This window comes from Streptomyces sp. CB02959, assembly GCF_002803155.1.
Classification (GTDB): Bacteria; Actinomycetota; Actinomycetes; order Streptomycetales; family Streptomycetaceae; genus Streptomyces.
On sequence record NZ_NNBP01000009.1, the window covers coordinates 45253 to 70590 of the forward strand.

Here is a 25338-nt window from a genome sequence, read left to right on the forward strand (position 1 = left end):
GCACGACCGACACCGCAGGTCAACGACGGGCTCAGCGGAAGTCGTCGGCGTGGTCGACGGCCCACTGGGCGTAGGTGTGCGCCGGCGCGCCGGTGATCTTTTCGGCGATGACGGAGGTCAGGACCGGGACGCCGTTGGCGGCGGCCCACTGACTCACGATCGCCTCGGCCAGGACCGGATGCATTGTTCTGCCCACTTCCGCGCGAGCCTGCTCGTCGGAGACGTGTTCAATCCGGATGCGGCGGCCGAGGGCCTCGCCGATGTGCTCGACCTGCCGTTGCAGGGTCAGGGACTCTGCCCCGTAGACGGTGTAGGCCTGGTGCGCGTGGCCCGGTTCGGTCAGGGCGGTCACCGCGAGCGCCGCAATGTCCTTCTCGTGCACCGGTGCCGACTGTGCGAGCGGATAGGGAAGGCGGACGACGTTGTCGGTGTGGATCGATTCGGCCCACCAGGTGCGGGTGTTGGTCGCGAAGGTCCCCGGCCTGAGGAACGTCCAGTCCATGCCGGACCGTTGGATGGTCTGCTCGATCGTGCGGTTCAGGCGGGGGACCGGGTGGTCGGCATCGAGGTCCAGGACCGACACCGACGAGAGCAGGACCACCTGCCCGATCCCCGCGGCTGTGGCCGTCGCAACGACCTTCTCGATGTCGTAGGGCTTCTGGGGGTCGAGCATTCCGTACAGGAACAGCTTGTCGGCGCCGTCGAGCGCTGCGGTCAGCGTCTCGGGATGTTCCAGGTCGGCGGCGACTGCTTCCCACCCGGGTGTCAAACCCGCGGCTGGGGTTCTGCTGACTGCTCTGACCTGCTCACCGGCGGCCAGCAGGCCATCGCACACGTGACGGCCCACGTTACCGCGAGCGCCGAAGACAACTGCCGTCATGACAGGACCTCCTGTTGGTTGTGGACGTGAATTGCCGCACCGCCGGCGATGCCGTGGAAACCCGCCTTCGCCACGGGCATGTCGACAGTGCGGGGGCGTGTTGCTGCCACGCGGGTGGCGGCCCGGCGGCAGCGGGCTTGGTTGCCGACGATGAGGTGGGAAGCCTCCCGGCCGCCGGTCAGGGCTGGATGTTCTCCAGGTCCTCCAGAAGGCGCGGGTGCTTCGGCTCCCAGCCCAGCGCCTGCCGGGTGTGGGCGCTGGACGAGGGCTGGTCGCTCGCGAAGATCGGGCCGAGAGGGCCGTAGGTCTCCGGTGGGACCGACTCGACCGGCAGGCCCAGCCGTCGGCCGATGACCGCGGCAATGTCACGCACCTGGTCTCCCTCGTCGGCCACGGCATGCCACGAGGTACCGGCTTCCGCCTGCTCCAGGGCGAGCCGGAAGAGAACTGCCGCGTCGAGCGCGTGCACGGCCGGCCAGCGCTGTGCGCCGTCGCCCGGGTAGCCGGACACTCCGGTCCGGCGGGCGATGTCGGCCAGCAGCCCGGCGAATCCGCCGTTGCCCTGGTGGTGCACCGTGCGCGGCAGGCGTACGGCCGTGCTCCGGACTCCGCGCGAGGCCAGGCCCAGGACCGCCGTGACGGCGCGGCCACGACCACCGACCGGCCCGTCGGTCAGCACAGGGTCGGCTTCGGTGGAGGCACGGCTCGGCACCTGGGGCGTACCCGAGCAGGTGACCAAGGGCCGGTCGCTGCCGACGAGTTCCTCGCCGAGGGTCGCGAGGGCGCCACTTTCCTCGGCGACTGCCTTGGCGAGCGCGTCGGGGCTGCTGAAGTCGTTGGCGAATGCCAGGTGGATCACCCCGTCGGCCCGAGCGACGCCGGAGCGAAGGACGTCCAGATCGGCGAGACCTCCCCGGAGGGGCTGGGCGCCGGCCGCCTCGGCGGCCAGCGCGGAGGCGTCGGAGCGGGCGAGTGCGAGGACGCTGTGGCCGTTGCCGAGCAGTTCGGCGACGACGGCGGAACCGATCAGACCGGTGCCACCCGTGACAAAGACGTGCATGGAGCTCTCCCGTCAAGTGATGGGACTCTTGTCCCGTCACTTCACTGTAGCGCAGTGACGGGACAAGAGTCCCATCACGTATGATGAGGCCATGGCTCGATGGGAACCAGGCGCACGCGAACGCCTTGTCATGGCTGCTGTGGACCTGTTCACCGAGCAGGGGTACGACGCCACGACGGTCACACAGATCGCCGAGCGCGCCGGGGTCACCAAAAGCACCTTCTTCCGGCACTTCCCCGACAAGCGAGAGCTGCTGGTGGCCGGACAGGAGACGCTGTGCCGGCTGCTGGCCGAGGGGATCGCCGAGGCGCCCGGAAACGCCAGCCCACTCAAGGCGGTCGCCGCCGGTCTCCAGCGCGCGTCGAGCACGATGGGCCCCATGAATCGCGAGTTGGCCCCTCGCCTGAAGGCTGCCATCGCTGCCAGCATCGAGCTTCAAGAGCGTGACGCCCTCAAGAGCATCAGCCTCGGGGCCGCGATGACAACCGCTTTGGTCGCCCGCGGCGTACCCGATCCGACAGCGGCTCTCGCGGGCGAGTTGGGCCTCCTCGCCTTCAAACGGGGCTACGCCGAATGGTCCGAGGGCGACCGTGATTCCAAGGACGAGCTCGCCGGCTACGTCCTGGCGGCTCTGGACGAGCTGCGCGCGGCGAGCGCATCGCTGGGCTGACCGGGTTTCGACTGTCGGGCGCGCAGGCGGTGCCCGCATCCCTCCAGCCCTCGCGCCGGGCGGCGAAGGCAGCGTTGACCAGGTAATCGGTTGGAGCCGCGGAGCCTTCGCTGGCTACGCTTCCCGGCATGAATCCCGTGATCGACGTCCTGGCTTCTTCCGAGGTGGACTGCCTGGAGCGCCTGCGGGGGCAGCTCCTGGTCCACCACAGCCGGGAGGCGGCACACCTGACGGTTCTCGGTGCGGTGCGTTCGCCCGAGGACTCGTGGCGTCTGCGGCGGGGCCAGTACCTCGAATGGCTGCAGGAGCCGCTCGCCGGTCATCGCGGGCAACGAGGGCGCCCTGCGCTTCTACCAGCGGGAAGGGGCCGTCGACTTCGTGAAGACGCTGGTCATGCCCGTCTCGGGGTGACTGCGCCGCGCGGAGCAGTGCCCGCAACGATGATGTCGCCGTATTCGCAGGAGGGGCAGAGCCCAGCCGACCCCTCGTACCGGCGGCCAACTGTGGGCCGTGACCGAGCGGCTCATCGTTGAAGCACATGCATCCTCCACCCGCTACGGTCTCCGGGTGACCGAACTTCAGACCCTCCGTACCACCCGTGAGTCCTACGACGCCGTCGCACACACCTACGCGGAGCTGTTCCACGACTCCCTGCGCGACCGCCCCCTGGAGCGCGCCCTCCTGAGCGCCTTCGCGGAGCTGGTGCGGGCGAACGGTGACGGCGAGGTCGCAGACCTCGGCTGTGGGCCGGGGTACGTCACAGCCCACTTGCAGGGGTTGGGCCTGAACGCCTTCGGTGTCGACGCCTCCCCCGTAATGGTCGATCTCGCTCGCGAGGCCAACCCCGGACTTCGGTTCGAGGTCGGCTCGATGGCCGCGCTGGACATCGCGGACGGATCGCTGGGCGGTGTGCTCTCGCGGTGGTCCGTCATCCATACCCCGCCGCAGGACCTGCCCGCCGTCTTCGCCGAGATCGCCCGCGTCCTGGCTCCCGGCGGGCACCTGTTGATCGACTTCCCCGCCACCGAAGGCCCCCACCAGGAGACACAGGCCTACGACCATGCGGTGGTGACGGCCTACCGCTGGTCCCCCGACCGTCTCGCCGCGCTCCTGCGCGACCACGGATTGACTGAGACAGCCCGCACCGTGATCGCGCCGAAGCCCACCGACCAGCGGCAGTTCCAAGAGGTCCAGCTCCTCGCCTGCAAGGCGTAGACCTCGATCGCCTGACGGCGTCAGCTCGGGTCGATGGGCCGGGGACCGGGCGGGATCAGCTGGGCAAGGAGGAGTGGCCTCGCCAGTCACACGATCGCCCGGATGCGACCTAGGCGCCGGCCGGGGCGTTCGGGGTGTGGACGTGCCCGGCCAGCCAGGGAAAGGCTTCCGAGAAGGAAGCGGCGGCCAACTGCCAGGTGTGGCCTTCGGGTTGGTAGTGCAGGGTGCAGGAGATTCCCTTCTTGCCGGCGGCCGCGCAGAGCTTCTGCGCGTCGGCCGCCTGGCCGCCCATTCCGTCGCCGGGGATGTCACGTCCGCCGAAGCCCGTGGGGCCCGGGCGGGTCATCGAGCCGCCGTGCCGGTGCCCGCCCTGCCGACCGCCGGTGCCACCCCGGCCGTTGGCGTGCGGGCCGCCCCATTTGCCCCGTCCGCCGGGCTCGCTGCCGGGGCTGCTGTTGACGAACCAGCCCGCGGTGTCGGTGTAGCGGGCGTGCCCCGCCATCACGGTCAGCGGGTCGAACTTCGCCCATGCCGCCGCGCTGCCCCCGTAGAGCTCCTTGATGGTCAGTTGCTTGGTGCCGACGATCGGACCTTCGTCCCCGGCGATGTCCTCGAAGCTGCTGAACAGCTCCGGATGCATGACGGCCAGATCGACCGCGCAGGTACCGCCCATGGAGAACCCGACGACCCCCCAGTCAGCGGCGGCGGACGAGGCGCCGAAGTGTGAGATGACGTAGGGCCGGAGGTCTTCGGTGAGGTGGTCGGCGGCGTTGCCGCGCGGGCCGTTGACGCACTCGGTGTCGTTGTTGAAACTGCCCCCCGAGTCCGCGAACACCAGGATCGGTGCCTGCCCGTGGTGGGACTTGGCGTAGGAGTCGACGGTCGAGATCGCCCCGCCGGTGCGGATCCAGTCGGCGGGCGTGTTGAACTCGCCCCCGATCATCGTCAGCACCGGCAGGCGCGGATGGTGGGCCCCGGTGAACCAGGCGGGCGGGAGGTACACGTACTCCTCGCGGTGCACGAAGTGACTGGCCGTGTCGGGGATGTTCACCCCCACCAGGCGACCGGTGGTCATCGTGCTCCCCTTGCCCTGCAACGCACCCAACTGCGCGGCGTCGACCTGGTCGGGCAGCGGACCGGCGGTGATCTGCGCCCATGCCTCCTGCACGGTCGGGAAGTAGCCCACCCACTGGTTCAGTACCAGTCCCGTGCACAACAGGCCGAGCGGGATCGCCGGCACCGACAGCACCCGGCGCCACCAGCGTGCGCCCCGCCAGCCCAACACGGCGACGGCCAGCGCCGCCGCGGTGATCCCGATCCACACCCACAGCGACATCGGCGCCGGATCGGTGGCGAGCGCGTTGGCGTTCACGTACCACATCGCCAGCAGTGCGACGAGCAGTCCGACACCGGCGGCGACCGGCAGCCACAGGGTTCTCCAACGCCGGGTACGCCAACCGACGACCACGACGAGCAGTACTCCGACGGCGATCTGGATCGTCAGCGGCAGCCAGCCGTCCAGCAGCGAGACACCGGCATGCCAGGCAGGTGCGGGCACGTTTCCGTGCGAGGGGGCAGAGAGATACACAAGCAGCCAGGGTGCCTGTGCTCGGCGAGCGCCCACCATATTCGCCGAATGAGGAAGTGGTGAGAATTCCCTGAGAGCGTGCTGCGGAAGACTGATCGCGGGCGGGCAGGTCAGGGGAGCTTCGAAGGCCGAGGAGAAGGCTGAGGTGACCAAGTCGGTCGGCCGCGCACAGCTGGTCGTCTAAGCTCCGCGTCGACCGGGCAATGGAGGAGGCGACGTGGACATGGGCTTCTCGGCAGGGCAGGAGCAGTGGCGAGCCCGTTTGGGGACGCTGCGGCAGGTCGTACGGCAGGAGGTGGTGTCGCGCCAGCTCGCGGCCCATCTGCCGGACCTGCCACCTCGACGGGTACTCGACATCGGTTGCGGTCAGGGCACCCAGGCTCTGTACTTGGCCCGGCGCGGGCACTCGGTCACCGGACTGGACGCCTCGGACCGGCTCCTTGACGACTTCCGCGCCTCGGTGGCCGCGGAACCGGCGGAGGTCGGCGCACGGGTACGGCTGGTCCGGGGCGACGCCGAGCAGTTGGCCGACACGTTCGCGCCGTCGAGTTTCGACGTGGTGCTGTGCCAGGGCGTGTTGATGTACTTCCCGGACCCGGGTCCCCTGTTGGATGCCGTCGGGCAGGTCCTGGCGCCGGGTGGGATGGTCTCCCTGCTGGTGCGCAACGGCGATGCCCTTGCCATGCGCCCGGGGCTGCTGGCTGACTGGGACAACGTCGAGCGGGCGTTCGAGGGGCAGTCCTACCTCAATCGGATCGGTGTGCAGGCCCGTGCCGATCGTCTGGAGGACCTCACCGCGGCGTTGGCCCGGCGTGGGCTGAGCGTGCGCCAGTGGTACGGGGTTCGGGTGTTCACGGACACTGCCGCGTCGGATGCGGCGCTGCCGGACGCGGCGACGCTCGACGCCGTGCTCCGCTGCGAGGAACGCGCCGGCCGCACCGACCCCTACCGGCGGGTGGCGGCCCTGCTGCACTTGATCGCTGAACGCAGGTAGCGGAGGACGCCTCGGAGGAGGACGTCTCGCCCTTCTCATCTGTCGCACCCACACCGGCGACGTGCCGCCACGTCCCACGACCACCCGCGACGTCCCTCGACGTCCCTCGACGTCCCTCGACGTCCCTCGACGTCCCTCGACGCCTCCTGTCATGCGAACGCGGCCGCCTTGCCGTAGAACCGGCGTGCGCAGCCTGGGAATCGCAGTCCCATGAGACCGTGATTCCCGGACCGCGCAGCGGAGCGGGCTTGTCGGCTGGTCGGCTCGTCGGCCGGAGCTCGGTGTCCGGGCCGGTTCAGGCGTGGCCCGGTGCCTGGCGCAGGACCAGGGACAGGAAACCCCAGGTGTCGCGGTAGACGTGCAGCCACTCGGAGCGGTGGGTGGCGGCTGTGGCGAGCGCGTGCGAACTGTCGGGGTCGGCAGGATGGTCCAGAGCCCACGAAGCCAGTGACCCCCAACAAGCCCATTCGTAGGCGTCCAGCTCCTGGCGCGTGCTGACATGGCCGTGAACGGGAATCCACCCGTCCTCGGCGACGCGGTCCACGGTGGTGGCCAGGTCGGCGAAGTCGCCGAGCATCTCGATGGCTTCCTGGGAAGGGGTGCGCTCCCAGAATCCGTCGCCGATGAGGACCCGGCCGCCGGGAGCCAGGTGCTTGCGTGCCGCCGCGAGCGTGGGGAGCAGACCGCCGAAGGCATGCGCGGCCCCGACGCTGATCACCAGGTCGAACGGCTCCGCGGAAGCGAAGTCCGCGGCCGGCTGGTGGTGGAGGACGAGGCGGTCCTGGACGCCGAGGTCGCCCGCTGCCTGGCGGGCCTGCCCCAGGGCGTCCTCGGAGATGTCCACGCCCTCGGCGTGCAGGTGCGGGCGGGTGGCCAGGGCCCGCAGGAGCCACTCCCCGCCGCCGCAACCAAGGTCGAGGACACGTTCGTCGCCGCGTGGGAGACCGCGGTCCAGCAACTGCCGCACCGAGGCGTCGTCGAGGGGGGACTTGATCGGGTGATCGGCATGGGCGATCCGAGAGATCTCTTCACGATTCACCAGCGCAGCTTGTCAACAACAGGGGGCGCGCGCACGTCGATATCCTCCCGCGGACCACGGCCTTGCGAGGCGGCCGCCGGCAGCCACCTGGTCAGCCCGAACCGGTCGCGGCCGGAGCGGTCGTGGCCGGTCCGCTGGAGGAACGCGCCCTGGAATCCTCGGCATTCATGCTGGACCGCATCGCCAAGGAACTCTCCGCATAGGCGGACGGTCCCACGGGGGCCTGGCCGCCACGGATACGGCCACGACCACGGACACGGGCGCGGGCACGGGCGGCTGTCCATTACTCGCCCGTGTCGGGCCCGGATGGTTGACAGTTCCACCTCCGTAAGGAAACTGACGTTCTATCGCTCACGACCACAGGTCGGACATTCACGGGGGAGTCCAGGCATGAGTGAGGAGCTCGGTGGGGGGTACCCGCACGACCCGATGGCGTCGGCGGGACATCTCGGATGGGGTCAGGCGGCCGTGGGCCCACCGCCCCAGCCGCCGAAGAAGAGCTGGTGGGCGCGGCCTTGGGTACTGGCCGTCGGGGTGTGCGGGCTGGTGCTCGCGATCGTCGCGGGCACGCTGCTGTGGCGCTCGGCACGGCCCGAGAGCCCCGAGGACACGGACGGGAACCGCGCCCCGTTCTACCTCGCGGTGTACAACCTGGCCCGCGAGCCCGCGGCGCACTACACCGGCTCCGCCCTCGACGGCACGACGTGGGATCTGACCGTCACCGACGGGAGCGAGGCACGCGGAACGATCACCGTCGCCGGACGCCGCATCGCGGTCCTGACGGTCGACGGCAAGACGTACGTCAAGCCCCCGAAGGACATGCTGACCGACCTGCCGAGCGGGGTCTCGGCCGATGCGCTGGAAGGCAAGTGGGTCACCGGTGAGGAGCGTCTGACCAGCACGTTGGCGAACGTGCCGCGCTCCCCCGCCGCCCTCGCGGCACGGCTGTGGGCCGGACTCGACAAGGCCGATGACTTTCCGAAAGCCGACGCTGCCGGAGGTGGCGCGAAGAAGGCGTTGTCCGTCACGACACCGGACGGTGTGCTGTCCGTGTCGGCCGCCCCGCCCTACCAGGTGGTACGGCTGGCGTCCGGCGGCGCCAGGACCGGAAGCTCGTCGTCCGGCGGCCCGACCCGTACGGCGCTGGCTTCCGCCGCCCTGCGCCCGACCGGCGTCGCGCACACCGGTTCCGCCCCCCAAATCGGCCTGGGCAACGTCGACTTCACGCCAATGTCGCCCGATGACGTCGGCAAGGCGTACGACGACCTCATCGACCAGACCAAGACCCTCGGCGGCGCCGTCGACCTCGGTATCAGGTTCAACTTCAACCAGACCGGCAATCTGAACTGCGCGGAGTCCTGCACCGTCACGGAGAACGTCGTCACCACGACGACGGCCGCCCCCGGCGCCAAGCTGTCCGGCACGGTCAACGCCTCCATGACGGCCCAGGTGAGCGTCAACGGGCAGTCCGGCGGGGGCTGCACGCAGAGCGCTTCGCTGCCCATCAACGGCGGCGGGACGATGAGTTGCCTGGCCGCGGGGACCGCCCCCGTCGTCCAGCGGATCAAGGCGGAGAAGCAGCGGGAGGCGGATGCCCAGGCCCGGGCGACCCGACGGCCCGTCCGCATCCCGTACTCGCTCAACTTCCGGGCACAGGTCCAGATCACGGCCCTGGCGGTCGCCCAGGCCGAGATCGCCCAGAAGGTCAAGGCCGAACAGGACCGGCGGAACAAGGCAGTCGAGGCCGCCAAGGAGAACGCGGGTCCCAACCCTGACTGCGCACAGGACAGCTTCGTGGCGGGCACCCCGGTCCTGATGGCCGGAGCCGGTACGGAGCCCATCCAGAACCTCCGGGTCGGGGACCGGATCGGCAATTCGATTCCGGGCAATAGCGCCGTTCAGCCGCACACCGTCACAGCGGTCGTGGTCACCGACACCGACCGCGACTTCGTCGAGCTCACCATTGCCGGCCCGCGGGGCAACGGAACGGTCCGCTCGACCGCGCACCACCTGTTCTACGACGTCACCACCTCGAAGTGGACCAAGGCGTCCGCCCTCAAGCCCGGTGACCGCGTCCAGACCACGGGCAAGTCGGTGGCGACCGTTCGGGCGGTCCACGCGTACCGCGCCGCCGTACGCACGTACAACCTCAGCGTCGACGGCGTCCACACCTACTATGTGGTGGCCGGCGACATTCCGGTCCTGGTGCACAACTGCGCGATGAAGCGCGACGCCAAGAGCCTGAAGGGAGTGAAGGTCCCCCGGCAGTACGGGGGCCTGGACACCGCACACGTACGGGACAACCACTTTCCCGGCGGGAAGGGCGTGACGCGCCAGAAGGACCTGTGGCCGGCGAACATGACGAACACCCGGCTGGAGCAGATCGCTCAGCAGGCACTGGGGAACAATCCGCGGGTGGTCGGATACGACCCCCAGACTGGAATGATCCAGGCGGTGGCCACGGTGCAGGGCAAGTTGGTGCAGTTCCAGATTCCCCGAGGCGGCGGCATCATGCGATCCATCTACCCGCTGCAACCCTGGAGTTGACTGAGGTGGGCGGTCTGACGATCTCCGTAGCGGAATGGGAGGTGTCGCGGGAAACGCCGCAGCTCGTCTACGGGCAGATCTGGTTCACGCTCGCGGGCGTGGATTTCCCCGGGGCGCACTGGACCGACTCGCCGACATCGGTTCTCGGGTCGATGTCCGAGGCCCTCGACGATGCCGCATCGGGCGAGGTCGGAGAGGTCTACTTCTTCGACGGGCCCTACTACGTGACGTTGACTCCGCACCCCGCAGGCGGTCGGGACGAGGTCGAGGTCCTGGCGATCTGTGACCGCGCCCAACAGCTCTCCGGCACGGGGGGAGGCACTGTCGAAGCGCGCGGAAAGGTGCCGCTCAACGAGCTGCGACAGCACTATGTGGACGTTGTCGCCGAACGGGAACGATGGGCGCGGCAGCACGGCCACTCCGAAGTGGCCGACGTTCTGTCACGGATGGCTTCGCGAGTCAGACCTTGAAGATGGTCGCCTGCCTCGTCCTCCTGCCGGGCAAGGAGACCCCCCGCCGGACCGGGGCAGGTGCGCGTGAAGCCTCGGTCCGGTCAGGACACCGCGCCGAGCCGAGCGCGTAGCCCTTCGGCGAACGTGCGCGCCGCGTCCAGATCGGTGGCGTTGGGCCGGGCCCTGTTGATACCGCCGACGAGCTTGAAGGGAAGCCAGGTGTCGAAGGCGCGGCACGAGAAGGTGTCGGCCGTTGTGAAGCCCTTCTGGTCGAGGAGTCGCACGAGGGGGCGGGTGAACGGCCGGAACCGCACTTCGGGCAGTCCGCTGGTGGCGAAGACGAAAGCCCTTTGCCGCTGCCTCTTTTGCTCCCCGTTCGGGAGTGACCGGACGAACTGGAGCAGCCATGGGTGGAAGTTCCCCGTGAAGATCCCCGAGCCGAATCCCACGAGGTCGTAGCCGGAGAGCTCCGCGGTGTCGATTTCTTCAGGGGCGACGACCGGGGCCTCCAGTGCCTGGCCCATGACGTCGGCGATCCTCCTGGTGTTGCCATGAGACACCGAGGTGCACACGATGATGGCCTTCATGATGATGCTCCTTCACTTCCATGGGGGCGTGTGGTGCCGGTCGGGTCGAAGTCAGCGTTGGGGGTGGGGTTGGGGTTGGGTTGCCTTCGGAGCCGAGGTCGGAGTCGGGGTCGAGGGTGGGCCAGGAAGCCATCGGTAGGCTCGTGGGAACCGCATGGCGGTGACGGTGTAGCGGCACACCCGCTCTTTGAGCAAGGCCGCCACCCGCCCGGACAGCGCGGAGGCCCGCGGGGTGTCATCCCGGTGCGTGGCCTGGATGAACCCGTCGCGCCGGCCGAGGCTGATCGCCTGTCCGGCCATGCCGATCGATATGGGTGCCGGTCGTTCGCCCCGTATCAACGCGAGCACCGTGTCGGCGCCGTGGGCACCCATGGGCATCGCTGCCTGGCAGCTCATCCGCAGGTGAGCCCCGACGTGCCCAGGTGGTGCGACGGCGTCGCCGGCCCCGACGATCCGTCGGTGGTGCACACACACCAGGGCATCGTCGGTGCGCAGACGTCCGTCGGAGGTCACCGGCAGGCCGCTGCGCAGCGCCAGGTCCGGCACGTCGAACGAGCCCGCCCACACCGTGCAGTCGCTGGGCAGTGGTCCGGCGTCGGTCTCGATGCCGTCCGGGCGGACTCCGGTGACCCGCAGTCCGGTGCGCAGCACGACGCCGGCGTTCGCGAGCCTGCCTTCGATGCTCGCCCGGCTCGACTCGGGCAGCCGGGCGGCGACCGTCCGCGAGACCAACGAGACCTCCAACGACGGGTACCGGTAGGCGATTTCGGCGGCACTCTCGATACCGGTCAGGCCGCCGCCGATCACCACGACACGTGCTCCCGGGGGCAGTTGGCGCAGTCGTGTGCGCAACGCGTCGGCGCCATCGAGGTCGGCGACACTCCACACGTTCTCGGAACCGGCCAGGCCCCGGGCCGATGTGCTGCCCACCGCGTACAGCAGATAGTCGAAAGCGACCGCGTCACCGTCATCGAGCCGCACCGATCGCTTCTCGATCACGTCCACCGTCGCGGTCCGCAGCCGCACGTCACGGTGCAGCAGACCGCTCAGCGGCCGCACCGCGTGCGACTCCCCCGCCGCGTGCTCGTGCAACCTGACGCGTTCCACGAACTCCGGCCGGGGGTTGACCACCGTCACGCGCACCTTCGACCGCCCTACGGCCGCCAGTCGGTTCGCGGCCATCACACCTGCGTAGCCCGCGCCGACAACCACCACCCGCGCCAACGCCACCACCTCCGATCGGATCGTTGTCACGCTTTGAGGACAACGCAGGCGCAGCGATCGTGACAGCGGATGGATGTGACGCCGGTCACACGGGGTGTGGGTGGGGTGCGGTCGTGCGGGTCCGCGTTCAGACTCCGAACCAGCGCTCGGCGGCCGTACGCAGGGCGGCCAGCTCGCCCGGGTCGGGGCGGGGCGAGCCGCAGGCCCAGGCAACGTAGCCGTCGGGGCGGATCAGCAGACCGGTGAGGTCGGCCGCGTCGCCCCGCGCGTTCCCCGGGGCCGCCACCGGAGGCGTAGACGTGGGCGGCGTCACCGACCAGGAAGACCCGGCGGTCGCGGAACCGGTCGGCGACCCGGGTGTTGCCGCCGTCCAGCCGCCGCAGTACGTGCGGGCCCGCTCCGTCCGGCGGGCCGAGCGGCAGGTCGACACCGAGCACCCGGCGGATACTCGACTCCATTTCGGCCAGGCTCATCGGCTCGTCCGTCGCGGGCTGGTCCCACTCGGTGGTGCTGACCAGCGGCGGATGGCCGGGGAACGGTGCGTAGGAGAAGCCGCCCCGGTCGGTGCGGTGGGGCAGGAAGGGCAGGACCGGACCGTGGCCGGGAATGGTGAGGGCGCCGTTGGCGGGGTCGACCCAGTCGGCCGGGACGGTGGCGTGGGCGGTGCGGTTGGTGCGGCGGTCGTAGCTGACGCCGGGGAACCCGATCCCGGAGAGCTTGCGGATCACGCTGCGTGCGCCGTCCGCGCCGACCACGTAGCGGGCGCGGAGCCGCTGGTCGCCGTCCGGGCCGGTGATGTCGAGGGTGACGGCGTCCTCGTCCTGGGTGACGGCTTCGACCCGGTGTCCGCGCCGCAGGTCGACGCCGAGTGTGCGGGCGCGCTCCTCCAGGACCTCGACGATACGGTGCTGCGGGGCGGCCAGGGCGAAGACCGGACTGGCGTCCAGCAGGCCGAGGTCGAGGCCCATCGCGGCGAACATGAAGTAGGCGGAGTTGGGCTGCGGGGGCTCCGGGCTGCCGCTGAGCGGTTCGTGCAGGCCGCGGTGGTCCGCCAGGCGTACCACCTGGCCGAGGAGGCCGTTGGCCTTGGGTTCGGTACTGGGCTGCGGGAGCTGCTCCAGTACGGTCGGGCGGATGCCGGCCAGGCTCAGTTCGCAGGCCAGCATGAGCCCGTTCGGGCCGCCTCCCACGATGATCACGTCGGATATCACAGAAGATTGCCGGAACGGCAAGTTTCTGCGGGTCGCCTCGGCGAGCAGGCAGTTCCGCACAAGACGGTGCCGCCCAGGAGGGCGGCACCTCATCGCTCCTACGGCCGGGCGGATTCAGGCAGTACGCCGAGGCGGGCCCGAACCGGCCGCCCACACCGCCCTCCCGTCAGGCGGACCCGCGGTGCAACCACTGGCGGAACGTTCGACGCGGGGGCCGCACCACGACGCGACTGTGGGCGATGCGGCCGACCAACTCCACCTGAAGGGTGGTCGGCACCTCGACATCGACCGCCTGGGGAAACTCGACCTTGCCGTAACTCACCGAGAGGGAGTCGGTGTTCACGACCACGCCCGGCCCCGCCACCAGACGCAGGATGCCCCCCTTCATGTCCATCGTGATGCACAGGGCGCCTTGCGTGATCACCGCTTCGGACAGGTCGAGCGTGACATCCGCCCAGGACGACCGGAGTTCCACCCGTCGCGGCACCGCCCAGCGACCGTCACGGCGAAACGAGCCGCCCCGCTGGTCGATCCGGAGCACCTCTCCGACCCCTACCGCGGTGCCATGAGATCCCCCTGCCACGAGCGGCAGATCGACGGTGAGCCCGGCCAGCTCACCGAGCGTACGCGCGGTCAGGGCGACTTCCAGGCGCTCGTCCAACTCGGCGGCGGTCAACCGGCCGTCTCCCCCTGCGCGGCGCAACACGTCCACGGTCCGGTCCCGGTCGGCGTGCGAGGCCCTGAGGGCGAGGGCGGCCGACGCTCCATGGACATGGGGCCGGCCAGTGGGCGCGGTCTCTCCTGGCATGCCTGCCTCCCCGATCTCGTGGACGGTGCCGGCCTCCGGACCCGCCGACCCCCTTTTCGCGAACTTACGTTATATCGCGATACCGCGTCAGCCAAGCTCTTCTCGACGCTTTTCAGCCAGGCGTGCGGGTGGGTGAGGCGTTCCGGGCGGCCCGCGCCGATATCGGTGCGTCGAAGAGCAACGGGCGTTGCCGGCAAAGGGCGTTGAGCGGGGCGGCGGGCCGGTCACGGAGACGCGGCCGGTCATGGAGATGCGAGCCGGTCATGGAGATGCGAGCCGGTCGTGGAGATGCGGTGCCCACGCGCTCGGTGCTGTCATGCCGGGACGGGCCGCGAGGGTGACCGCCGCCGCGGGCCCGCCCCGGCATGGTGATCTCGTACCCACCTTGCGGAACGTCACGCCCAGGGGATCTTGGGAGCGTCCTCGTGGGGGTTTCCGGCGTCGGCCGGCGGGTCAGCCGAGGACGAGCGGGAGTTGCGGTGCCAGGTGGCCCAGTGCGGCAAGGTCGGCCTGCTGCGCTTCGGTCGGGACGCGTCGTCCCGTGCCGACCAGCAGCGCGTCCTGGTCGGAGAACGACAGGGGGAACGCCGCCCCGGCGATCTCCTCCAGCAACTTGCGTGACCGGGCGAGGCTCTCGGCGGGCGGCTCCGCCGCGTCGGGGAGGTGCGCGACCAGGTCGAGGTGGTGCAGGGTCCATTCCAGGACGTACGCGGAGAGGTAGTCGCCCGCGGTGAGCACCTCGTCCTGGGTGCCCACCCGGAGGGCGGGGTCGGCGAGTTCGGCCGCGCGACCGGCGGCGGAGCCGACGTCGTCGAGATGGAACTGCAGCAGCGACGGGTCCTCGTACGCGGCGGCCAGCCGGACGGTCAGCGCGTCGAGCGGATCGTCGCCGGTCGGCGGCGTTTCGGCGACGTTCCAGTAGGTCACCGCGGTGCGCGTGGGTTCCGTGTCGGCGGGCGTCACGAGGGTGATCAGGACGTCCTGGGCGTCGATGATCAGGTGGCTCACCAGGTCCCGTACAAGCCAGCCGGTGCAGCCGGAGGGGCGTGTGAAGTCCTCGGCGGGGAGTTCGGCGACCGCCGTGCGCAACGCCGTCCATGAGCGTGAGAAGAGGTCCACGGCGGCAAGCTAACTACGCGCGGCCCGCCCGGCGACCGAATTTCCCCCGGGTTTGCTCGTCGATCGCGGGGCGGGAGGCGCGGGCCGTCGTCGCTTTACAGGGCGCCGCGGCGCCACTCCCGTAGGAGCAGGTATCCCAGGTACGCGCCGCCCAGGGCCATCGTCCAGATGCCGACGGGCAGTTTGTCGAAGAGCGGGGCGTTCTGCGCCGCCAGATCGGCGAGGACCAGCAGCAGGGCGCCCGAGAGTGCGGAGAGCGCCAAGTGCGGGCCGGTGCCGCGGGTGATCCGCTTGACGATCTGCGGTGCGGTCAGCGCGATGAACGAGATCGGGCCGGCGGCCGTGACGGCCCCGGCGGACAGCACGATCGTCAGCAGCACGGCGCCGGTGAAGGCGCGTTCCGGCCGCGCGCCCAGCGCGGCCGCCGTGGTCTGGCCCATCTCGCTGAGTCCCAGCGGCCGGGACAGCAGCGCGGCGCACGGTGCGCAGAGCAGCAGCACCACGCCGATGGTCAGCGCGTCGCTCCAGGATCGTGCGGTCAGGCTGCCGTTGAGGTACGAGCTCAACACGGTGGCCTGATCGCGTGCGATGGCGTAGACGATGTACTGGATGAAGGCGGTTGCCATGGCGGAGACGCCGATGCCCGCGATGACCAGGCGGCTGGGGTTGCGGAAGCCGCTGCCGGTCGACACGTAGACCAGCGCCATCGCCGCCAGCGCTCCGCCGAGTGCCCCCAGGGCGACCGGGGCGCCCGGGAAGAGCAGGGCGACCAGTGCGGCGCCCGCGCCGGCCCCCGGGCCGAGGCCGATGACGTCCGGGCTGCCCAGCGGATTGCGGGTCACCGACTGGAAGAGGGCGCCGGACAGCCCGAAGGCTGCGCCCGCGGCGACCGCCACCGTCAGCCGCGGTCCGCGCAACCGGTCCAGCACGAAGGAGTCCACGCCGACGGCGTGACCGGTCAGCGCCGCGGGCAGGTCCGGCAGGGCGATGCCCAGGCGGCCCACGGTGAGGGTGGCGGTGCAGGCCACCAGAATCGCCACGACCAGGGCAGCGCCGACCCAGACCATCCGGGCCTGGACCCGCAGGGCGACCGCCGAGCCGAGCCGGATGTGGAGTTTCCGGCTGCCCGGCCGCCGGACTGCCGAGGGGGTGAGGGTGGAGGAAGGGGTCATGAGGTGGCTCGCATCCTGCGAACGGCGATGAGGAGGGCGGGGGCGCCGGCGAAGGCGGTGACGACACCGACCATCAGCTCCTGCGGGCGCACCACCAGCCTCCCGATGACGTCGGCGGCGAGCAGCAGGGTGGGGCCGAGCAGGGCGCTGAGCACGATCTGTCGCCGCAGGTCGGCTCCCAGGAAGGTGCGGGCCAGGTGCGGGACGGCGAGTCCGACGAAGGCGATCGGCCCCGCGGCCGCGGTGGCGGCGGCGCTCAGTACCGTGGCGGTCAGCAGCGCGACGGCCTTCACCCGCTCCGGGCGGGCGCCGAGCGCCGTCGCGGAATCCTCGCCCAGGGCGACCGCGTTCAGGCCGCGGCCGAGCAGCAGGGCGACGGCGAATCCGGCGACGGCCAGCGGCAGCACGCCGCGTACGGCGTCCCAGTCGTGTCCGCCGAGGGCGCCGACGACCCAGTAGCGGTAGCTGTCGAACACCTGCGGGCGGCTGAGGGTGACGGCTTGGATGAAGGCGCTCAGCACGGCGGTGAGCACCGCGCCGCCGAGCACCAGCCGGACCGGGCTGACTCCGCTGCCGAGGGCACCGATGACGTAGACGAACAGGCCGGTCAGCAGGGCGCCGGGCAGTGCCCACAGCAGTGTCTGGGTCTGTCCGGAAGCGCCGGCGAACGCGGTGGCGGCCACCACGCTCGCGGCGGCTCCGGTGTTGACGCCCAACAGGCCGGGCTCGGCGAGCGGGTTGCGGGTCACCGCCTGCATCAGGACGCCCGCCACGGCGAGGCCGAGGCCCACCACGATGCCGAGTGCGGTGCGCGGATAGCGGCTCTCGACGACGGTGCGGGTGTAGGTGTCGCCGTGGCCGGTGACGGCGTCCCAGACCTGGCCCGGGGCCAGGGTCTTGCTGCCGAACATGATGCTGGCGAGGCAGACGAGAACGAGGGCGGCCAGCGCCAGCAGCAGCACCGCCGCGGTGCGCCGGGCGGGCCGGCGCACACGCGCCGGCCGCTCCTCGGTGGCGAGGGTCGAAGTCATGAGTCGGGCCCGTTTCCCGGCGTTACTTACCGGCCTTCTTGACCGCGCTGTCGATCAGGGGCAGGTAGCGCTTGATGCTGTAGGGCACGGTCAGCGGGTTGATCATGGAGGAGGCGGTGACGAAGGAGTTGTCCGAACTCGCCACGACGGCGTCCTTCTTGATGGCGGGCATGGCGGCGTACAGCGGCTGCTTCTCGATGTCGCTGCGGGTCTTGGCGTCGGAGTAGAAGGTGAACAGCAGGTCGCTCTTGTCGAGCTTGTCGGCGTTCTCCAGGCCGATGAGGGACGAGTCGGTGCCCTCGGTCTCCTTGAAGGTGTTGACCACCGGGTCGACCCGGAGTCCCAGGGACTTCACCATCTCCACCCGCTGCTCGGTGGGCTTGAACACGCCCAACGTGCCCGGTCCGGAGGTGTAGATGTAGGAGAAGGTCACGTTCTTGTAGTTCGGCCGGGTGGCGGCGGCCTCGGCGAGCTGCTTCTTGATGCCCGTGACCAGCTCGGTGCCCTTCGCCGGCTGCCCGAGGGCCTTGGCGATGATGTTGATCTGCTGGTCCCAGTCGGTGCTCCACGCCTTGTCCGGGTACGCCACCGTCGGAGCGATGTCCTTGAGGATGTCGTACTGCTTGGCCGTGATACCCGACCACGGCGCGAGGATCACGTCGGGGGCGAGTTCGGTGATCGCCTCGATGTCGAGCTGGTCGCCGCCCTTGAACTGCTTGGGGAGCGGGTCGCCGGACTTCTTGACCGCGTCCTTGATCCAGGGAAGGTAGCCGGACTTGTCACTGCCCCAGGGGTACTCCTCCACGCCGACCGGCGTGTGGCCGAGGGCGATGGCCGTCTCGGCCGACCCCTGGCCGAGGGTGACGATCCGCTTGGGCTCCTTGTCGATCTTGGCGGTGCCCAGCGCGCTCTTGATGGACACCGGGAAGGCGCCGTGCGAGCCGCCCGAAGCGGCGTCGTCGCCCTTCCCCCCGCCACCGCAGGCGCTGACGAACAACAGCAGCGAGGCCGCTGCCGAGGCGGTGAAGAGACGACGCGATACGCGGCGCGAAGCGATGGCCATGCCAGGTCCTTTTCTTCGAGGCAGCACGACGTAGAGCCCGCATGCCTGTGGTTGACAATCCGTCCGGACGGAGAGAGAAGTAACCCCACCCCCAATTCGGCTTAGGTAAGCCTAACCTCTCATCGATCCGGCCACGACCAGTACCCCCATCGCCCCCGCCCGGCATGAACCGTCGGACGTGTTCGGTGGGAAGCCCGAGGACGAACCCCCTGCTCCGCGGAATGCGCTGCGATACGGACGTGCGGCACGCCGGCGATGACAGCGGCGGATTTCGGCCACGCCATCTCGTCGCGGGCCGCGTCGGGGGCTGTGGCGGAGGGCTGTGGCGGAGGCCGTGTCCGGGGCTGTGGCAGCGGGGGTTTCGTACACCCCCTGCGGCCCCACAGTCACCACTTCGCCGAACGGCGCGATGTCGAACACGGTGCGGGAGTACGCCTGATGGCCGCGTTCGGTCGGCAGCCGATCCGCGGCTCGGGGGGCGTCCGGGCGGGGCGCTCTACCCCGGTTCAGTCCTGGCGCTGCTTGCGGCGGGCGGCGGCCGCGCTGCGACCGCTCTCCAGGTGCTTCGCGACCAGCTCCGCGACCCGGTTCTCGTCCCGGTCGGCCAGGGCGTCGTAGAGCTCTTCGTGCTCCTTCGCCATGGCCAGCAGGTCGTCGTGCTGCGCCAGGAGCCAGCGCATCCGGCTGCGCAGGGGGCGTTCGAGCTCGTTGAGCAACTCGTTGTCAGCCAGCGAGATCACCGTCTCGTGGAAGTCGGCCGCCGCCCGCCGGGCCCGGACGGCGTCTCCCTGGCTTGCCGCCGTGAGCTCGGCGTCGAGGTCGGCGCGGAGCCTCGCCAGCCCGGCGCGGGTGCGCCGTTGGGCGGCGAGCCGGAAGGCCAGCGTCTCCAGGGCCGACCGCACCTCGTCGAGGTCGGCGAGGTCGGTCGGCGTGAATTCCCGCACCACGGCCCACGTCCGCGGGCGCGGCGTCACCAGTCCCTCGGTCACCAGTGCCTTCAGGGCGTCCCGGATCGGCAGCCGGCTCACCCCGAGCTCCGCGGCGAGTTCCCGTTCGACCAGCTTGCTGCCCGGCTTGCGGGCACCGTCGATGATCTCGTCGCGCAACTGTCGTGTGACCCGCTCCGACTCGGGCTCGAACCCTCCAGACCCTGTCATGGGCCCATTCTCTCATCGGCCCGTACGGCGTCCGGCGCTCGCCGTCGCGAGCGGCCGAGCGTGGCCGTGGCGGCCGCCGCGAGCAGCAGGACGCCCATGGGGTAGCGGACGGCGACGGTGAACCCGTGCAGGGTGGCCGCCCGCATGCCCCCGTGGAAGGCCGCGGCCGCGCTGGCGGCGACGGTGTTGAAGACCGCCGAGCCGATCGAACCGCCCACCTGCTGAACCGAGTTGACGACCGCGGAGGCGATCCCGGCGTCCTGGGCGGGCACCCCGGTGGTGGCAGCGTTCATGATGGCCAGGAAGCTTCCGCCCAGCCCGACGGAGAAGGTGGCCAGCGCCGGGAGGACGCTCGTCAGGTACGCGGATTCCGGCCCCAGGAGGGTGAGCTGGCACAGTCCGCCGGCCGAGATGCACAGGCCCGCCGTCATCATCACGCGCGGCCCGAAACGGGGCAGCAGGCGGGTGCCGAGCTGGGTGGCCGTCGCCGTCGTCACGATGCTGATCGGCAGGAAGCCGAGGCCGGCGGCCATGGCGGACCACCCCAGCACCGTCTGCAGGTAGTACGTGAGGAACAGCGAGACGGACAGTTGGGACATCATCAGGGCGCCCCCGGCCAGCAGCGCCGCCACGCGGCCGCGGTCGCGTACCAGCTTCGGCGGCAGCAGGGGCACCGCGGCGCGGGTCTGCCGCACGCCGAACGCCACCAGCAGTGCGGCGCCGCCGAGCAACGCGCCCAGCACGGACGGCGCCGCCCAGCCGTCCGCCTCGGCCCGGCTGCAGCCGTAGACCAGCGCGGTCAGCCCGCCGCAGCCCAGCACGGCGCCGCTGACGTCGACACGGCCGTAGACCCGCGGCGAGCGGTCGCGCGGCATCCACGCCGCACCGAGCAGTGCGACGAGCGCGATGGGCACGTTGACCAGCAGGCACCAGCGCCATCCGAACCCCTGGGTGAGCACCCCGCCGAGGACGACGCCCAACGACGCGCCGGCACCGCCCAGCGCCCCGAAGACGGCGATGGCCCGGCGGCGTTCGGCCGGATCGGGGAAGCTCGTGGCGACCAGGGCGAGCGCCGACGCGGCCAGCAGCGCGGCGAACGCGCCCTGCACGGCACGCGCGGCGAACAGTGCCTGGGCCGTGGGGGCCGCGCCCGCGGCCGCGGAGGCCACGGCGAAGCCGACCAGCCCGGACACGAACACCCGGGTGCGGCCCGCGTGGTCGGCGATGCGCCCGGCGAACAGCAGCAGTCCGCCGAAGGCGACGGTGTAGGACGTGACCACCCAAGGGCGGTCGCCGTCGGCCATCCCCAGTTCGGTCTGGAGCGACGGCATCGCCACGCTCACGATGGTGCTGTCCAGCAGGATCATCAACTGGGCCAGGCCCAGCACACACAGCGCCCACCACCGCCGCGGATGCGCGAGCGGCGGGGGCTGCTGCGCGGGGACACGGGGTGGTGAGGTCGGGCGGGCACTCTCGGCCATGGCCGTCCTTACTGGAGGGGCAGCCCTGCGCGCACCACGCGGTACGGCTTCTTGAGCACGGACACGTCGGCGAGCGGGTCGCCGTCGACGACGAGCAGGTCTCCCGCGAAGCCGCGCGCCAGACGCCCCGCCGTCCGTTCCAGACCGAGGAGCCGGGCCGCCTGCGTGGTGGCCGTGCGGATCGCGTCGAGCGCCGACAGGCCCGCCGCGCGCATCAACTCCACCTCCCGGCCGATCGGTTCGACCGCGCCACCGGAGGAGTCCGTGCCGGCCGCCAGCGGGACACCCAGCTCGTGCGCGGCGCGCACCGCTTCCTTGAGGACCGGCAGGTACGCGCGTCCGCGTTCGGCGAGCACCGGGTCGGACTCGTCGACGAGCCCGGCGATGGCGGTCAACGTCGGCGTGAAGTACGTGCCCCTGCGCCGCATGTCGTGCAGAGTGCGCTCACCGACGAACACACCGTGCTCCAGGGACCGGATCCCCGCCCGCACCGCGTCGTCGCAGCCGCGCTCGCTGTAGCTGTGGCACAGCACCCCGGTCCCGCCGCGCCGGGCCGCCGCCACGATCTCGGACAGCTGCTCGTACGAGTAGACCTGCGTCAGCGGGTCCTGCTCCGGCAGTCCGGCGCGCTCGTTCACCCGGGTCTTGATGACGTCCGCGCCGCGGGCGAGGTTCACCTGGACGACCCGGCGCAGCGCCTCGGCCGAGCGGACACCGTCCTTCAGGCGCGCGAGCCGGGTGAGATCCGGGTCGGCGAGCACGGTGTCCCCCAGGTCGGGGGTGACGAACACGCCCGCGGCACGCAACCGGGGGGCCTGCTCGGGAGCCTGGCGGGCCAACTCCCGTACGGCGATGTCCTGATAGAAGTTGGTGGAGCCGCTGCGTGCGCTGGTGGCGCCCTTGCGGACGGCGTCGCGGGCCTCGGCGGCGGTGTTGAGGTGGATGTGCGCGTCGATCAGGCCCGGCAGCACCCACCGGCCGTGCGCGTCGAGGCACGGGGCGGCGGCCGGGACGTCGATCCGCGCCCGCGCCCCGGCGGCGCGCACCACACCGTCGCGGATCACGACGACGGCGTCCTCGGTGACGTCACCGGTCGCCGGATCGACCAGTGTGCCGCCCTCGACGACCAGGTCGCCGGTGCGGGGCGCGCCCCGGTCCGGAGCGCCGGCGGCTCCCCGCGCGGGCGCCGCGGCGGCCTCCGGTGCCGCCGAGAGGGCGGCGGTTCCGGCCAGGGCGGCGGCCCCGGCGAGGACACCGCGGCGAGTGACCCGACTGGGCGGGGGCGGGACGGACTCGACACACATGGCGGGCTCCTCAGCACTCCGATTTCCCTCGATCGCCCAATTGGTATACCGAATCATCGGCAAACGACAAGAGGTTTCGGCGCGCACTTGAGCCACATATGGGACGCACAGGGGCGACTCAACCGCCGATGTTGAATTTTTGGTATCCCATTTCAGGAACCCGTCCCAGACGCCTCCCGCTCAGGTCCCGAGCCCGGGATCACCCCTCGGGAATCGTCCCCCAGGGATCGCCCCTCGGGGAGGTCAGGCCGGCCGTGGGATGTAGGCCAGGCCGTGGGCGCCGGGTTCGCCGAGCTTGGCGAGGTCCAGCCGGGCCAGCCCCCGCAGCGTCTCCAGGTCGACGATGTCGACGGTGGAAGAGGCGACGCAGGCCACGTAGGCGATCCGGCCGTCGGGCGACGAGGTGACGGTCAGCGGGCAGTGCCCCACCTCGAACTCGCCCAACCGCTTGCGGGTGTCGGCGGAGAACACCGTGAGGCGACCCGGCACATGGCGTCCGAGCCGGGACGCCGGGTCGGGCGCCACCCGCACCTCGCCCACGAGCAGCCTGCCCGTCGACGTCAGGTGCACCGGCAGGACGACGTCCTCCGTGGGCAGAGTGTCGACGACGGTCGCCGTCCGGGCGTCGATCACCCGGATGCCGGTGGCCGGCCGCTCCTCATCGCCGTCGAAGAAGGAACCGCCATAGGGCGAGGCGACGAAGACGTGCGTGCCGTCGGCGGAGACGGCGAGTCCCTCACTGCCCGGCACCTCGACCTTCGCGGTGAGGGTCGCCCGTTCGAGATCGACCACCGAGACGAACGGCGCCTCCTTGTTGGTGGCGTAACCCGTTCTGCCCACCGGGTCGATGGCGAACCAGTGCGGGCCGGGCGCGTCCGTGTCGATCCGGCCCAGGGGCCGGCGGGTCCCGGTGTCGATCACCACGACGCCGCCGGGCCGATCCGCCGAGCCCTCCACGCTGACGTAGAGGCGGCCGCGCGCCGGGTCCAGCGCCAGCCCGTGCGGCCCGTGCTCCGGGGCGAGGTCCACGACCTCGACGATGCGGCGGGTGTCGGGGTCGATGACGGTCAACTCGGTGCGCCGGCCGCTGTTCGCGTGGTAGTAGCCCGACCGATACGTCGTCGTGCACCACAGCAGGCGGTGCGTCGGGTCGAAGCACAACTCGTGCGGCTCGGCGAGGACTTCGACCGATCCGAGGTGCCGGTCCGAGGCGGCGTCGAAGAACGAGACCGTCGGCCCGCTCTGGCTGACCACGGCCAGCACGTCGCCTTCTCGACCGGCCCGAGGGGACTGCTGCACAGAGACCTCCTGGAACAGGGTGCAGGGGATGCCCACGCGTCTCCGTGGACATCCCCACTCTCCGCCCGAGAAGATTCCGCGACAATGCAAAGATCGGCACCCAATCATTGCCTCAGGCGTAAAAATGCAGCTCAGGAGCGCTGATGGATCTGAATCTGCTGCGGGCCCTGGACATCCTGCTCCAGGAGAACAGCGTGACGCGGGCCGCGGAGCGACTCGGTACGTCACCGGCGGCCGCCAGTCGCACCCTGGCCAGGCTCCGCCGTGCCGTCGGCGACCCCCTACTGGTCCGTGCAGGCCAGGGCATGGTCCCGACGCCGCGGGCCCTGGAACTCCGGGACGAGGTCGGCGCGTTGCTGCACAGCTGCGACGACGTCCTGCGGCCGGGAGCCGGTTTCGACGCCGTGCATCTCCAACGCACCTTCACCGTGCAGGCCGCCGACCTGCTCCTGGCGGGGCTGGCCGGGACCCTGGCCGAACGGATCCACGCGGAGGCCCCGCACGTCGACGTGGTCTTCCTGCCGGAGGCGGTGGAGGGCGGCCCCGCACTGCGGCAGGGCTGGGTCGACGTCGAACTGGGCGTCCTCGGACACCTGGACCCGGAGATCCGAACCCGACGACTCACCCGGATGACGCTGGTCGGCGTCGCCCGCAGCGGCCATCCCCTCTTCGACGGGCGGATCGACGCCCGCCGCTTCGCCGCGGCCGCCCACATCGGCATCTCCCGGCTCGGCAAGCGCCTGGGACCCATCGACGGCGCACTCGCGGAACTCGGACTGCGGCGCCGGATCGCGGTCGTCGTGCCCAGTCACACCAGCGCGATGATGCTGGCCCGGGACACCGACCTCGTCGCGCTCAGCCTCGCCGACTGGCTCCCCGACACCGTCTCCGCACTGGGACTGCGCACCTTCCCGGTCCCCCTCGACCTGGCACCCCTCGACCTCGGAATGGCCTGGCACCCCCGCAACTCGGCCGACCCGGGGCACCGCTGGTTCCGTGACCGCCTGGCAGCCGCGGTCCTGGGGCCGACGGGCACGGAGGACGACAACGACTCACAACGGGGCGCGATGACGCACTGAGCAGATGACCGGTACGCCTCCGCGGCCTTGAAAGGGGCGTGAACGTCGCGGGTCAACGTGGTTGGTATGACGGCTCGTTGATGGCCTCGGGCCGGTCCGGGGCGTGAGCGCCGCACGGTGCCCCGCCGCCGTTCCGGTTCAACGGTGCCCCCGGCTCCCGTGCGGACGAGGAGGGCCGGCAGAAGCGCGGCTCCGCAATGTCGTCGGTGTCGTCCGGGGCGACTCCGCAACGCCGACCCTCGCGGTCGTGACGACGCATACGGTCGAGCGCCCCACGGCCGGACACGCCGGGGACGGGACACCGACGGTCGGTCCGCACGGTTGAGCCCTCGTGCACGGCCGCGGCCCGGATGGCTCA

The 25338-nt window shown here is 71.1% G+C and carries 22 protein-coding genes and 1 pseudogene; 6 read left to right on the plus strand and 17 right to left on the minus strand.

The genetic code is table 11. The features are described 5' to 3' along the window. Positions 1 to 31 precede the first annotated feature (31 nt). Both CG747_RS16350 and CG747_RS16355 read right to left on the minus strand, forming a co-directional pair. A complete protein-coding gene (locus tag CG747_RS16350; protein WP_100602468.1) occupies positions 32 to 880 on the minus strand; it encodes an NAD(P)H-binding protein in 849 nt (282 codons plus the stop codon). Positions 881 to 1058: 178 nt separating this feature from the next. Continuing rightward, positions 1059 to 1940, minus strand: coding sequence for an SDR family oxidoreductase (locus CG747_RS16355; protein ID WP_100602469.1), 882 nt, complete (start codon positions 1938 to 1940; stop codon positions 1059 to 1061). A 91-nt stretch (positions 1941 to 2031) separates the two neighbouring features. Between CG747_RS16355 and CG747_RS16360 the strand changes: the two genes are divergently transcribed. After that, positions 2032 to 2610 carry a TetR/AcrR family transcriptional regulator gene (locus CG747_RS16360; RefSeq protein WP_100602470.1) on the plus strand — a complete coding sequence of 193 codons (579 nt, stop codon included), beginning with the start codon at positions 2032 to 2034 and terminating at the stop codon, positions 2608 to 2610. Between the two features lie 567 nt (positions 2611 to 3177). Then, positions 3178 to 3825 (plus strand): class I SAM-dependent methyltransferase, encoded by a 648-nt coding sequence (locus CG747_RS16365; protein ID WP_100602471.1) that lies wholly within the window; start codon positions 3178 to 3180, stop codon positions 3823 to 3825. Between the two features lie 109 nt (positions 3826 to 3934). Here CG747_RS16365 and CG747_RS16370 read toward each other — a convergent pair whose 3' ends face one another. Continuing rightward, positions 3935 to 5383, minus strand: coding sequence for an alpha/beta hydrolase family protein (locus CG747_RS16370; RefSeq protein ID WP_219621466.1), 1449 nt, complete (start codon positions 5381 to 5383; stop codon positions 3935 to 3937). A gap of 253 nt (positions 5384 to 5636) precedes the next feature. Between CG747_RS16370 and CG747_RS16375 the strand changes: the two genes are divergently transcribed. Then, complete coding sequence (locus CG747_RS16375) at positions 5637 to 6407, plus strand: bifunctional 2-polyprenyl-6-hydroxyphenol methylase/3-demethylubiquinol 3-O-methyltransferase UbiG (RefSeq protein WP_100602691.1); 771 nt, start codon at positions 5637 to 5639, stop codon at positions 6405 to 6407. Between the two features lie 295 nt (positions 6408 to 6702). Here the strand turns inward: CG747_RS16375 and CG747_RS16380 are convergent, their stop codons facing one another. Then, entirely contained in the window at positions 6703 to 7446 is a 744-nt protein-coding gene (locus CG747_RS16380; RefSeq protein ID WP_100602692.1) for a cyclopropane-fatty-acyl-phospholipid synthase family protein, read from the minus strand. 390 nt (positions 7447 to 7836) lie between these two features. Between CG747_RS16380 and CG747_RS16385 the strand changes: the two genes are divergently transcribed. Beyond that, the gene (locus CG747_RS16385; RefSeq protein ID WP_180985569.1) at positions 7837 to 9993 is read left to right on the plus strand and encodes a polymorphic toxin-type HINT domain-containing protein; all 2157 of its coding nucleotides are present in this window, start codon (positions 7837 to 7839) and stop codon (positions 9991 to 9993) included. A 5-nt stretch (positions 9994 to 9998) separates the two neighbouring features. Then, complete coding sequence (locus tag CG747_RS16390) at positions 9999 to 10463, plus strand: hypothetical protein (protein WP_100602474.1); 465 nt, start codon at positions 9999 to 10001, stop codon at positions 10461 to 10463. A gap of 83 nt (positions 10464 to 10546) precedes the next feature. Here the strand turns inward: CG747_RS16390 and CG747_RS16395 are convergent, their stop codons facing one another. From CG747_RS16395 to CG747_RS16450, 13 genes and pseudogenes are all read right to left on the minus strand, one after another. Beyond that, positions 10547 to 11032, minus strand: a complete 486-nt coding sequence (locus CG747_RS16395) for a flavodoxin family protein (RefSeq protein ID WP_100602475.1) — start codon at positions 11030 to 11032, stop codon at positions 10547 to 10549. Between the two features lie 51 nt (positions 11033 to 11083). Beyond that, complete coding sequence (locus CG747_RS16400; protein ID WP_257980456.1) at positions 11084 to 12286, minus strand: NAD(P)/FAD-dependent oxidoreductase; 1203 nt, start codon at positions 12284 to 12286, stop codon at positions 11084 to 11086. Positions 12287 to 12383: 97 nt separating this feature from the next. Further along, positions 12384 to 12569 carry a hypothetical protein gene (locus tag CG747_RS50975; RefSeq protein WP_374701783.1) on the minus strand — a complete coding sequence of 62 codons (186 nt, stop codon included), beginning with the start codon at positions 12567 to 12569 and terminating at the stop codon, positions 12384 to 12386. Further along, a pseudogene (locus tag CG747_RS16405) lies at positions 12541 to 13560 on the minus strand (FAD-dependent monooxygenase); the annotation flags it as partial. The gene CG747_RS50975 and the pseudogene CG747_RS16405, both read right to left, overlap by 29 nt. Positions 13561 to 13633: 73 nt before the next feature. Then, positions 13634 to 14275, minus strand: coding sequence for a DUF1707 domain-containing protein (locus tag CG747_RS16410; RefSeq protein ID WP_100602476.1), 642 nt, complete (start codon positions 14273 to 14275; stop codon positions 13634 to 13636). Positions 14276 to 14728: 453 nt separating this feature from the next. After that, positions 14729 to 15394 (minus strand): maleylpyruvate isomerase N-terminal domain-containing protein, encoded by a 666-nt coding sequence (locus CG747_RS16415; RefSeq protein ID WP_100602477.1) that lies wholly within the window; start codon positions 15392 to 15394, stop codon positions 14729 to 14731. Positions 15395 to 15489: 95 nt separating this feature from the next. Continuing rightward, positions 15490 to 16566, minus strand: a complete 1077-nt coding sequence (locus CG747_RS16420; RefSeq protein WP_100602478.1) for an iron chelate uptake ABC transporter family permease subunit — start codon at positions 16564 to 16566, stop codon at positions 15490 to 15492. Next, a complete protein-coding gene (locus CG747_RS16425) occupies positions 16563 to 17597 on the minus strand; it encodes an iron ABC transporter permease (RefSeq protein ID WP_100602479.1) in 1035 nt (344 codons plus the stop codon). Before CG747_RS16425 ends, CG747_RS16420 begins: the two co-directional genes overlap by 4 nt. Positions 17598 to 17619: 22 nt before the next feature. After that, positions 17620 to 18660: an iron-siderophore ABC transporter substrate-binding protein gene (locus tag CG747_RS16430; RefSeq protein WP_100602480.1), complete on the minus strand. Its 1041-nt coding sequence runs from the start codon at positions 18658 to 18660 to the stop codon at positions 17620 to 17622. A gap of 506 nt (positions 18661 to 19166) precedes the next feature. Further along, positions 19167 to 19817, minus strand: a complete 651-nt coding sequence (locus CG747_RS16435) for a GntR family transcriptional regulator (RefSeq protein ID WP_100602481.1) — start codon at positions 19815 to 19817, stop codon at positions 19167 to 19169. After that, positions 19814 to 21298 (minus strand): MFS transporter, encoded by a 1485-nt coding sequence (locus CG747_RS16440; protein WP_257980458.1) that lies wholly within the window; start codon positions 21296 to 21298, stop codon positions 19814 to 19816. Before CG747_RS16440 ends, CG747_RS16435 begins: the two co-directional genes overlap by 4 nt. A gap of 8 nt (positions 21299 to 21306) precedes the next feature. After that, complete coding sequence (locus CG747_RS16445) at positions 21307 to 22602, minus strand: amidohydrolase family protein (protein ID WP_100602482.1); 1296 nt, start codon at positions 22600 to 22602, stop codon at positions 21307 to 21309. 243 nt (positions 22603 to 22845) lie between these two features. Next, positions 22846 to 23901 carry a YncE family protein gene (locus tag CG747_RS16450; RefSeq protein ID WP_100602694.1) on the minus strand — a complete coding sequence of 352 codons (1056 nt, stop codon included), beginning with the start codon at positions 23899 to 23901 and terminating at the stop codon, positions 22846 to 22848. A 143-nt stretch (positions 23902 to 24044) separates the two neighbouring features. Here CG747_RS16450 and CG747_RS16455 point away from each other — a divergent pair, with 143 nt between their 5' ends. Beyond that, positions 24045 to 24980, plus strand: a complete 936-nt coding sequence (locus CG747_RS16455; RefSeq protein WP_100602483.1) for a LysR family transcriptional regulator — start codon at positions 24045 to 24047, stop codon at positions 24978 to 24980. The last annotated feature ends 358 nt before the right edge of the window (positions 24981 to 25338 follow it).